General features: G+C 61.7%; 12 protein-coding genes. 8 read left to right on the top strand and 4 right to left on the bottom strand.

All coding sequences use genetic code 11. From position 1 onward, the window contains the following. Positions 1–97: 97 nt before the first annotated feature. From sfnG to OO306_RS27030, 3 genes are all read right to left on the bottom strand, one after another. Positions 98–1,171, bottom strand: a complete 1,074-nt coding sequence (gene sfnG, locus OO306_RS27040; RefSeq protein WP_265970317.1) for a dimethylsulfone monooxygenase SfnG — start codon at positions 1,169–1,171, stop codon at positions 98–100. 247 nt (positions 1,172–1,418) lie between these two features. Further along, entirely contained in the window at positions 1,419–1,706 is a 288-nt protein-coding gene (locus tag OO306_RS27035; protein WP_265970316.1) for a DUF3077 domain-containing protein, read from the bottom strand. Positions 1,707–1,821: 115 nt separating this feature from the next. After that, positions 1,822–2,079, bottom strand: coding sequence for a hypothetical protein (locus tag OO306_RS27030; RefSeq protein WP_265970315.1), 258 nt, complete (start codon positions 2,077–2,079; stop codon positions 1,822–1,824). 440 nt (positions 2,080–2,519) lie between these two features. Between OO306_RS27030 and OO306_RS27025 the strand changes: the two genes are divergently transcribed. The 4 genes from OO306_RS27025 to OO306_RS27010 all read left to right on the top strand — a co-directional run bounded on the left by OO306_RS27025 (position 2,520) and on the right by OO306_RS27010 (position 4,728). After that, the gene (locus OO306_RS27025; protein WP_238216282.1) at positions 2,520–2,867 is read left to right on the top strand and encodes a metalloregulator ArsR/SmtB family transcription factor; all 348 of its coding nucleotides are present in this window, start codon (positions 2,520–2,522) and stop codon (positions 2,865–2,867) included. A gap of 28 nt (positions 2,868–2,895) precedes the next feature. Continuing rightward, positions 2,896–3,366 carry an arsenate reductase ArsC gene (locus OO306_RS27020; protein ID WP_265970314.1) on the top strand — a complete coding sequence of 157 codons (471 nt, stop codon included), beginning with the start codon at positions 2,896–2,898 and terminating at the stop codon, positions 3,364–3,366. A gap of 9 nt (positions 3,367–3,375) precedes the next feature. Beyond that, positions 3,376–4,077 (top strand): arsenical resistance protein ArsH, encoded by a 702-nt coding sequence (gene arsH, locus OO306_RS27015; RefSeq protein WP_238216286.1) that lies wholly within the window; start codon positions 3,376–3,378, stop codon positions 4,075–4,077. A 213-nt stretch (positions 4,078–4,290) separates the two neighbouring features. Beyond that, on the top strand, positions 4,291–4,728 hold the full coding sequence (locus OO306_RS27010; protein WP_186703854.1) for an acetyltransferase: 438 nt from the start codon (positions 4,291–4,293) through the stop codon (positions 4,726–4,728). Between the two features lie 359 nt (positions 4,729–5,087). On the opposite strand, the gene OO306_RS27005 is transcribed toward OO306_RS27010, so the two are convergent. Beyond that, positions 5,088–5,672: a tetratricopeptide repeat protein gene (locus tag OO306_RS27005; RefSeq protein ID WP_265970313.1), complete on the bottom strand. Its 585-nt coding sequence runs from the start codon at positions 5,670–5,672 to the stop codon at positions 5,088–5,090. A gap of 357 nt (positions 5,673–6,029) precedes the next feature. On the opposite strand from OO306_RS27005, the gene dusA reads away from it, so the two are divergent. The 4 genes from dusA (at position 6,030) to OO306_RS26985 (ending at position 10,525) form a co-directional block, all read left to right on the top strand. Continuing rightward, complete coding sequence (gene dusA / locus OO306_RS27000) at positions 6,030–7,040, top strand: tRNA dihydrouridine(20/20a) synthase DusA (RefSeq protein WP_099453399.1); 1,011 nt, start codon at positions 6,030–6,032, stop codon at positions 7,038–7,040. Positions 7,041–7,065: 25 nt separating this feature from the next. Next, complete coding sequence (locus OO306_RS26995; protein WP_265970312.1) at positions 7,066–7,326, top strand: hypothetical protein; 261 nt, start codon at positions 7,066–7,068, stop codon at positions 7,324–7,326. Between the two features lie 227 nt (positions 7,327–7,553). Next, positions 7,554–8,480, top strand: coding sequence for a transaldolase (gene tal / locus OO306_RS26990; RefSeq protein WP_265970311.1), 927 nt, complete (start codon positions 7,554–7,556; stop codon positions 8,478–8,480). Positions 8,481–8,659: 179 nt separating this feature from the next. Further along, the gene (locus tag OO306_RS26985) at positions 8,660–10,525 is read left to right on the top strand and encodes an alkaline phosphatase D family protein (RefSeq protein WP_085274222.1); all 1,866 of its coding nucleotides are present in this window, start codon (positions 8,660–8,662) and stop codon (positions 10,523–10,525) included. The last annotated feature ends 87 nt before the right edge of the window (positions 10,526–10,612 follow it).

The following is a 10,612-nucleotide window of genomic DNA, read 5'->3' as shown; positions in this document are numbered from 1 at the left end:
CCGGAGGACACTTATTTTCTGGGCAGCATCGTATTGATCAAGGACGAAGGCAAACCCCTCTCCGAAGTGATCGACGGGCAACAGCGTTTAACTACGCTCACCATTTTGCTGTCGGCGCTGACGGCACCGGCAACACATGCTCACCAAAGTACGCCACCTCCTCCTGGAAATGCAGGAACCCTGAGAGGATCAAATCCACCCCCACCGCCTTCAGCGCAACAATGCGCTCGGCAATCTGCAGCGGTGTGCCGATCAGGTTGGTCTTGAACCCATCGTTGTACTGCACCAGGTCCTCGAAGCTGGACGTGGCCCAGTTGCCCTCGCCTTCCGGGCTGGCCGCCCCGGCGTTTTTGACCTCATGCCCGAACGCCTTCACCGCCTCGGGGTTGGCCTTGTCGATGATCTCCTGCAACACCTCCCGCGCCTCTTCCTCGGTGTCGCGGGCAATGATGAAGGCATTCACCCCCACCTTGATCGCATGGCCGTTGGCGGCGGCCTTGGCACGCAGATCGTCGACCTGGGCTTTGATCCCCTCCACAGTATTGCCATTGGTGAAGTACCAGTCCGACACCCGCGCCGCCATGTCCCGCGCTGCACGCGAACTGCCACCCTGGAAGATTTCCGGGTGCGGCTGCTGCAGGGGTTTGGGCTTGAGGGTGTAGTCCCGGAAGCGATAGAAATCGCCGTTGAAGGTGAAATTGTCCTGGGTCCAGATGCCCTTCAGCGCACGGATGAACTCCTCTGAACGGCGGTAGCGCTCGTCATGGTCCAGCCACGGTTCGCCGATGGCGTGGAACTCGCCCTTGAACCAGCCCGACACCAGGTTGATGGCGATCCGCCCCTGGGTGAACTGGTCGATGGTTGCCAGTTGCTTGGCCGCCAGCGCCGGGTTCCATGGGCCTGGAAGGATGGCCGCGATGACCTTGAGCTTCTCGGTGGCGGCCAGCAGCGCATGGCTGATGGTGACCGACTCGTGCTGGTTGTCAGCGCCGTAACCGGCGGTGAAACGGATTTGCGACAGGGCGTAGTCAAAGCCCGCCTTTTCGGCGATCTGCGCCAGTTTGCGGTTGTAGTCGATGTCCCAGCTGGTGCGTTGCTCGATGGTGCTCACCACCAGGCCACCGCTGACGTTGGGGACCCAGTAGGCGAACTTGATTGGGGCTTGGCTCATGGGGAGGCTCCTTGGCTGTCCTCGAAGGGTTGAAGCAGACAACGCAGCAACCGTGCCAAACGAAAATAGCGTTGAGCCTCAATGGGATAGCCAACAGCGCAGACCTGGCGCGGTGCCCTCTGCGCAGCAGACTGTCGAAACACTGTTGCGGGGCAACACGGCTAGCAGCGACTGGGAGGGTTCTTGCCGCTATCACCTTCGGAAAAGATCTTCATTGTTTACACTTTCACTGTTGAGCGCTAACGCATCAGCGGTGCTTGCGCATCCCCATGTGCGCATCGTCCATCAGCGCCTTGGCCATTTCGCAAAGAAAGTGCGAGGCCCAGACCAGCGTAGGTTCGTCGTCCATCACCCCGATGAACGAGGCTCGTCTTGAGCAGTCCATCAGCACCGACGCCTGCTCGATGGCATGGTCGCAGCAGTTGCCGGGCTCTACGCGAAACAGGCGCTTGCCCTGTATCACGCCGTCCAGGCACGACGCGGAGCCTATGGTCAAACCCAGCGTGCCGGTGCGTTCTGGTAATACCTTGTCCATTGCATATCTCCCTGCGCTGTCGCGCTGAAAACAACGTTCGCAAGCGTATCGACGCCCCCTGTAGGAGCGGGCTTGCCCGCGAAGGGCTGCAAAGCAGCCCCGGCATCGGTGAATGTCAATGCAGCGTCTGCATGTGCGGCGTGGCCGTGAGTTGCACCTGCGCAACTGCCGATTCCAGCAATGTGCGCACCGCTTCCATTTCGTGCATGACGGCCAGGGTCATGATGGAGGCAGGCGACTTGGGAAGCGTGGAGACGGCGTGGTGGGCGACGGCCAAGGCGCAGAGTACGTACTCCGAGGCCTGGATCAGGGTGTCTTCGAGGTGATGAGGTGTATCGGGGGAGCACGGTGGGTCGGGGACGATCTTGAGCATGGCGAGTCTCTCTAGTTGCACTATTCAGATCGCCACCTGCTCACTTGCAGATGATTGGGTGGCGGCTACATACAGGCCTGCAAGGCCGGGGGCAACTAGAGAGAATGCCCGGCTGGTCCGAGGACCACCCGTACGTAGCCACCATAAAGCGCAGCCGGATGCAGAGCATCTGTGGCTGATGGTGGACTCTTCCTAGTTGACCCTACAGGCTTGCAGACCTGGTCGTTGATTTCTCACCGACGCGGCCAGACTAGAAGGCTCTCCCCCTCACTTCAATGACGCAATGGCCTGCAAAGAGTTATTCAGAAACGCCCTACAAGGAAGAGCCAAAATCTGATCATTTCCGCTAGCTCTGTATCAATTTCGTGCCGCATTTTCCCGCTTGCCTAATACATATGGAAATCCGTATATTCGATTATCCATATGTAAAGAGCACCTCCATGATCACCCCACCCGAGGTCTTCAAGAACCTGGCCGACGAGACCCGCGCTCGCGCCACCCTGCTCATCGCCAGCCTGGGCGAGCTCTGCGTTTGCGAGCTGATGTGCGCCCTCGACGACAGCCAGCCGAAAATCAGCCGCCATCTCGCCCAACTGCGAAGCAGCGGCCTGCTGCTGGATCGCCGCCAAGGCCAATGGGTGTATTACCGCCTCAACCCAGACCTGCCCACGTGGGTGCACGACATGCTGCAGGTGACGTTGCAGGCCAATGCCACCTGGCTGCAGGCGAACACAGCCCGCCTGCAGCACATGGCCGACCGCCCCGTCCGCGCAGCCGCCTGCTGCTGAAGCCGCCACCCCGCGAGAGAGCCTTCCAATGCAAGTCCTGTTCATGTGCACCGCCAACAGCTGCCGCAGCATCCTCAGCGAAGCGCTGTTCAATCACCTGGCACCGCCAGGCTTCGCAGCCGTCAGTGCCGGCAGTTTTCCCAAAGGCCAGGTGCTGCCGCGCAGCCTCACCACCCTGCAGCAGGTCGGCATTTGCACAGACGGCCTGCACAGCAAAGGTAACGATGCCTTCGCCGCCAACCCGCCAGACATCGTCATCACCGTCTGCGACAAAGCCGCCGGTGAACCCTGCCCCGTGTACTTCGGCCCGGCCCTAAAAGCCCACTGGGGCCTGGAAGACCCTTCCGAGGTCGAGGGTGACGAGGCCGCGATTGACGCCGCGTTCAACGCCACGCTGGCAATCATCGAGCGACGCTGCAACGCCCTCTTCGCCCTCCCCTTCAATACCCTCGGCCACGACGAGCTCCAGCGCGAGCTGGACCGCATCGGCACGCTTTAAGGAGGCCCCATGTCCGAGCAACTGCCCAACCTCGACCTGTCCCTGTTCGACGCAGCCCCAACCGCGCCCCGTGCCAGCGAGCACAAACCGCGCATCCTGCTGTTGTACGGGTCGACCCGCGAACGCTCCTTTAGCCGCTTGCTGACCGAAGAGGCCGCCCGCCTTCTGCAGCATTTCGGTGCCGAGACGCGCATCTTCGATCCCTCTGGCCTGCCGTTGCCTGATGACGTGCCGGTAGAGCACCCCAAAGTGCAAGAACTGCGTGACCTGGTGCTGTGGTCCGAAGGCCAGGTCTGGTGCTCGCCCGAACGCCACGGCGCCCTCTCGGCCGTGTTCAAGGCGCAGATCGACTGGGTCCCCCTGGCCCTCGGCGCCGTACGCCCCACCCAAGGCAAGACCCTGGCCGTGATGCAAGTGTGCGGGGGTTCGCAGTCGTTCAACGTGGTCAACCAACTGCGCGTGCTGGGCCGCTGGATGCGCATGTTCACCATCCCCAACCAGTCCTCGGTACCCAAGGCGTACCTGGAATTCGACGATGCCGGCCGCATGAAGCCATCGCCCTACTACGACCGGGTGGTCGACGTGATGGAAGAGCTGGTGAAGTTCACCCTGTTGCTGCGCGACCGCACCGAGTTTTTGGTGGACCGCTATTCCGAGCGTAAAGAAAGCGCCGAGCAGCTTACGGCGCGGGTAAACCAACGTTCGATCTGAGTGATTACCGGGGACGACGCGGCTTTAAAGCCGTCCCCGGCCCTTGACGCTACCTGCGGGTATCAGTACGTTTTCAGCCCCTTCCTTTTCGGCCCCCTCTGCAGTGCACCGCCCAGGCGTTAGTTCGCGAAGCGGGCATTCAAGATGCCGACACTTATACGGTCGCCTAATGGCGTGCCGCTACTCCGTTATCAAGTGAACAAGGTTGATTACATGATCATTCGTCAGGCCAACGCCGCAGACCATCCACTGCTGCTCGACATCTGGCTGCGCGCCGTTCGCGCCACTCACCATTTTTTGCAGGCATCCGACATAGACGCGCTGCTGCCGCAGTTGCGCGATGTTTACCTCCCCGCTGTCGAGTTGTGGGTCGCGGTGGATGCTGAAGATTGCCCGTTAGGCTTCATCGGGCTGAATCAGGAGCATGTGGAAATGCTCTTCATCGACCCCGACCTGCGTGGGCGCGGCATTGGGCGCGCGCTGCTGGATTACGCACGCGGTTCGCGGCACACGCTGAGTGTGGATGTGAACGAGCAGAACCCCGAGGCTGTAGGGTTTTATCTGCATTATGGGTTTGTGCAGACGGGGCGCTCTGAGGTGGATGGTGAGGGGCGGCCGTTTCCGTTGTTGCATATGAGTTTGCCGAGTTAAACGGTCGAGCTTGATGGGCAACTGGGCTCGCGAAACTAACGCACCCGCGGGCTTTCCATGGAGCGTTTACGCTGAGCGCTTTTTAACAGCCCATCGCAGCGGTCAGTCGCCCCGACAAACCAGTTCCTACAGGAGTAGCGTATTTCGTGTGAGTCTCGCTCACCTGTAGGAGCTGGCTTGCCGGGGCGCCGGACCGCTGCGATGGGTCGCGCAGCGGCCCCCTTGGCCCTAAGTGGCTGGCATTAGGATTTAGCCCGTCTCTCGAAGATCTGCCTCAGGGACACCCGCGAATAACGTACGCGAGCCCGAACTGCCCTTCCTTCAATCAGCCCTATGGTTGCAGGGCCGAGAGAACAGGCTCATCGCACTTTGTAGGCGTTCATACAGGCCGAGGCGCGCTGGCGGGCATCAGCCAGCTTCTCTACCGGCATCTTGTCAACGATCTCCACCAGGCTTTCGCGGGCGTCGCTCGCAATCTTCAGCTCGGTGTCCGCATGCGCATCCGCAGCCGCAGCATTGCGTGTGGCGGTATCTATGGCACAGCGCACCCATGTGTAAGACTGAACGGGATCTGGCCTCACCCCTTTGCCTTCCTGATAAGCGATGCCCAGATGCCACTGAGCCTCCGAAACACCCAGCGCTGCGCCTTTGTGCCACAGATCGACAGCCAAGGATGGGTCGGCCTGCATGCCAAGGCCATAGTAGGCCAGGTAGCCCAGGTTGTTGAGTGCAAGCTGATTCCCTTGCGCCACGGCCTGACGCCACTGCACCACCGCTTCAGGATAGTCTTCGCGCCTGTATGCATCGACACCCAGGCCATAGGCCGAGTCGCCTCGTGATCCGATACGCGTTTGATCGGTTGCAGGGGTTGAAGGGGTGGACGATGTGCAGGAGGTCATCATCAATACGGTAACGATGAACGCAGTCCTGAGGTTCTGATGCACGATGGAATCCTTGCCATGTGTCGGTCGGGGGCGGGACGTTATCGGAAATTGTGCCTGCCAACAAGGTAGCGGTACGGGGCAGGGTCGCAGCCTGTGCGACTAGTTTTAGAGGCCTCATGTCGCGCCAGCAGCATTCGAAGGGGCTGTTTCCGGACGAACCGCGATTTCTCTTGGTAAACTAGCCGTCTTCCACACTCACGCGAACATGGCCGATGTAGCGGGCTTAGCAATCCGCCTCTGCGTGTGCTGTTGCCACGGGAATTTGCTATACGTCGCCGCTCGGTTGCTAAATCGCAGCCACCGCTTGCTGAAATCGCCCTGAAAACCCCGAATCCGGTATGAAACACGTTGAACGAAATGACTGCAAAATCAGGCTCTAACCCAGTTGCGACAAGGCCTGAGCCGTCGCGCCGGTTCTCCGTAGCACCCATGATGGACTGGACAGACCGCCACTGCCGCTTCTTCCTGCGCCTGCTCTCCAAGCACACCCTGCTCTACACCGAAATGGTCACCACCGGCGCCCTGCTCCACAACGACGCCCACCGTTTCCTGCGCCACGACGTGTCCGAGCACCCGCTGGCCCTGCAACTGGGCGGCAGCGTGCCGGCCGACCTGGCGGCCTGCGCGCGCCTGGCCGAGGAGGCGGGCTACGACGAGGTGAACCTTAACGTTGGCTGCCCGAGCGACCGGGTGCAGAACAACATGATCGGTGCGTGCCTGATGGCCCACCCGGCGTTGGTGGCTGATTGCGTCAAGGCAATGCGCGATGCGGTGTCGACGCCGGTGACGGTGAAGCACCGTATCGGCATCAATGGCCGTGACAGCTATGCCGAGCTGTGCGATTTCGTCGGCCAGGTGCGCGAGGCTGGGTGCCGGAGTTTTACCGTGCATGCGCGGATTGCGATTCTTGAAGGGCTGTCGCCCAAGGAGAACCGTGAGGTGCCGCCTCTGCGCTACGACGTGGCGGCGCAGCTGAAAGCGGACTTCCCGGACCTTGAGATCGTGCTTAACGGCGGGATCAAGACGCTGGCGGAATGCCAGGCGCACCTTGAAACGTTCGATGGGGTGATGCTGGGGCGTGAGGCGTATCACAACCCTTACCTGCTGGCCGAGGTGGACCAGCAGTTGTTTGGCAGCGAGGCGCCGGTGATCAGCCGCAGTGAGGCGCTGGCGTTGTTGCGGCCTTATATCGTGGCGCACATCGAGAGCGGTGGGGCCATGCATCACGTCACCCGGCATATTCTGGGGCTGGCCCAGGGCTTCAAGGGGGCGCGGCGGTTCCGGCAGTTGTTGTCGGCGGATATTCACAAGGCGCCAGAGCCGTTGGTGGTGTTTGATCAGGCAGCGGAGTTAATGCAGGGTCATTGATGAATGAACCAGGGATGGATTGGCAATGAAGAAAAGGCGCACGCGTTCGCAAGGCAGCTTGGGTGTGGCAGTGGCGATCTTTGCCCCGGTGGGCATCATTCTGGCGGTCGCCTCGCAATACCCGACAATGATCGAGCGTAGGGTTGAGGCGAGAAAGGCGCAGGCGCGTGCGGCACAGCCGGCGCCTCGCCCTGAGGGGACCACGCTGGAAATTATCATGCCCGACGGCCAACGGCTCCAGGAAGGGCAATCGGGCACCTTGGGCGAAGCCCTGAAAAGCAGGTAGTCGGCAGCCTTGGGAACCTCGGGGCTGTGGGTGAATCGAATCATCACCTTGCGTAGAACTTCAGGGGCTTGCCTGCTGAGCTGGGCTGAGACCTTGGGGCTGCTGCGTAACCCATTCGCGACGCATGGCCGCGCCCACACGCGGTTTGCCCGAGCGGCTTCGACGGGCCTTGAGCGGCCGCCGGGGCTCGGGTAATGTCGAGCCATTGCACAGGACAGAGCACGCCCATGACCTCCAAGCTGGAACAACTCAAGCAGTTCACCACCGTGGTCGCCGACACCGGGGACCTGGACGCCATCACCCGCCTGAAACCGGTCGATGCCACCACCAACCCGTCGCTGCTGCTCAAAGCCGCCGCCATCCCCGGCTATGCCGACCTGCTCAAGCAGGTAAAAGGTGATGCCAAGGGCGATGTGGACCTGGCCTGCGACAAGTTCGCGGTCGCGGTCGGTTCCGGGATCCTCAAAGTCATCCCTGGCCGTATCTCCACCGAAGTGGATGCGCGCTTGTCGTTCGATGAGCCGGCCCTGCTGGCCAAGGCCCGCCAGTTGATCGCGCTGTACGACGCCGCCGGGGTCAGTAAAGACCGCGTGCTGATCAAGCTGGCCTCGACGTGGGAAGGCATCCGCGCCGCCGAGAAGCTGGAGAAGGAAGGCATCCAGACCAACCTGACCCTGCTGTTCTCCTTCGCCCAGGCCCAAGCCTGCGCCGATGCCGGGGTGTTCCTGATCTCGCCGTTCGTGGGCCGTATCTACGACTGGTACAAGAAGAGCACCGGCAAGGAATACGTCGGCGCCGAGGACCCGGGTGTGCAGTCGGTCACGCGCATCTACGACTACTACAAGACCAATGGCTACAACACGGTGGTCATGGGCGCCAGCTTCCGCAACATCGGTCAAATCGAGCAACTGGCAGGCTGCGACCGCCTGACCATCAGCCCCGAACTGCTGCAGCAGTTGAGCGATGACCAGGGCGACCTGCCACGCGTGCTCAAGCCGGGCAACACGGGCGAGGCCAAGCAGGTATTGAGCGAGAGCCAGTTCCGCTGGGCGATGAACGAAGATGCCATGGGCACCGAGAAGCTGGCCGAGGGTATTCGCCAGTTCGCGCGGGATCAGGAGAAGCTGGAGAAGTTGATGGCTGAAAAGGCCTGATACATTTTGGGTTTGCCTGACGGGCGGGAAATGTTCAGCATTTTCCGCCCGTTTTTGGTTTGGCGCTAAGGTGCGCCAGGCTTCCGAGGTATTTTGAATTCGATGGCCTATTCGCGGGCAAGCCCGCTCCCACCGGTACCGTGCTGCGTGAATGGGCTGTCTAGCCACCAGAGCTGTTGATGACCTCTTCCCTACCCCTTGTTCTCGCCGGCCCGGTACTGCGCCGCCTGGAGCCACAGCGCCTGGCCATTTGGCTGGTCGCAACGCAACCCTTGCAACCTGAATTTGCCCTTGATGGCGTAGAACACTCGGCCAAGGTCACTTGCCAGGTGATCCCGATAGGCCAGCACGCGTTTATTCATTTGCTGGATATCCACGTTGCCCAGCCGCTCCCCTGCAACCAGACGCTGGGCTACGACCTGCGCATCAATGGCCAGGGCATCGCAGACTGGGCACCCCACATGCTCTACCCCGGCGAAACGCGCCCACACTTCGTGTTGCGTGATCGCCTCGATCATTTGCTGCACGGTTCTTGCCGCAAGCCGCACCACCCCGCCGCCGACGGCCTGCTCTGCGCCGACCGTTTGCTGCAACAGTGCCAACACCCCGAACAACGCCCCGCGGTGCTGCTGATGACCGGCGACCAGGTGTATGCCGATGATGTCGCCGGGCCCATGCTGCGCGCGATCCACGTGCTGATCGAACGCCTGGGGCTGTTCGACGAACAGCTGGACGGTGCAGTCGTCGCCGACAGCGCGGCGCTCTATCGCCACCCGGCCAGTTACTACCACCGCGCCGACCTGCTGCCCGCGCAGGAACGTAACGACAGCCTGCGCGAGCGCTTTTTTGGGGGTAAACGCAAGCCGATCTTCTCGTCCAGCAACGCCGACAACCACTTGGTAACCTTCGCCGAGGTCATGGCCATGTACCTGCTGGTGTGGTCACCTGAACCCTGGCGGCTGGTCAACCTGGACATGCCTGCAGGCCTCACCGATGAACGCCAGGCGCGTTATCGGCAGGAGGTGCCACTGATCGAGGCCTTCGCCGACAATCTCGGCCAGGTGGCGCGGGTGATGGCACACCTGCCGTGCCTGATGATCTTCGACGACCACGACATCACCGACGACTGGAACCTCTCGGCGCAGTGGGAAGAAACCGCCTATGGCCACCCGTTCTCGCGGCGGATCATCGGCAATGCGCTGCTGGGCTACCTGCTGTGCCAGGCCTGGGGCAACGACCCGGATGGCTGCGGGCCGCTGGTCGAACGCTGCCAGGCGCTGACCGGTGCGCCACTGGCCAGCCAGGCACAGGATGAGCTGATCGGCGAGCTGTTGCGCTTCCAAGGCTGGCAGTTCAGCCTGCCCAGCAACCCACCCTTGCTGGTACTCGACACCCGCACCCGGCGTTGGCGCAGCGAAACCAGCCTGGCCAAGCCTTCGGGCCTGCTCGACTGGGAGGCGCTGAGCGAATTGCAGCAGGCACTGCTCGATCATCCTTCAGCGATTATCGTGTCGCCGGCACCGATCTTCGGGGTAAAGCTGATAGAAACCGTGCAAAAGGTATTCAGCTGGATGGGCTACCCGTTGCTGGTGGATGCCGAGAACTGGATGGCCCACCGGGGCGCGGCACAGGTGATTCTGAATATCTTCCGCCACTCGCGCACGCCCGGGCATTACGTGGTGCTCTCAGGGGATGTGCATTATTCGTTCGTCTATGAAGTGCTGATTCGACACCGCCAACGCAGCCCGCACTTGTGGCAGATCACCAGCAGCGGGATCAAGAACGAATTCCCTAGGCGTTTGCTGGATGTGCTCGACCGGCTTAACCGCTGGCTGTATTCACCGCGCTCGCCGCTGAACTGGTTTACCAAGCGGCGGGAGATGGAAGTGGTGCCGCGTACGCCCAGCGGTAGCAAGGCGGGTGAGCGGTTGTGGAATGGTGCGGGGTTGGGGCAGGTGTTTTTTGATGAGCAGGGGCGGCCGGCACGGGTGTTTCAGCTGGATGCCGGTGGGCGGGATGTGACGGAGTTTGTTGGGCCGGAATGAAGGATTGCCTGTGCCGGCCTCTTCGCGGGTAAACCCGCTCCCACAGGGTTACCGAAGTTCCTGATGCAGCGCTAACCCTGTGGGAGC

The sequence above is a fragment of the Pseudomonas sp. DCB_AW genome (assembly GCF_026240895.1).
Lineage (GTDB): Bacteria > Pseudomonadota > Gammaproteobacteria > Pseudomonadales > Pseudomonadaceae > Aquipseudomonas > Aquipseudomonas kermanshahensis.
This window is presented reverse-complemented; position numbering and strand designations above follow the sequence as displayed.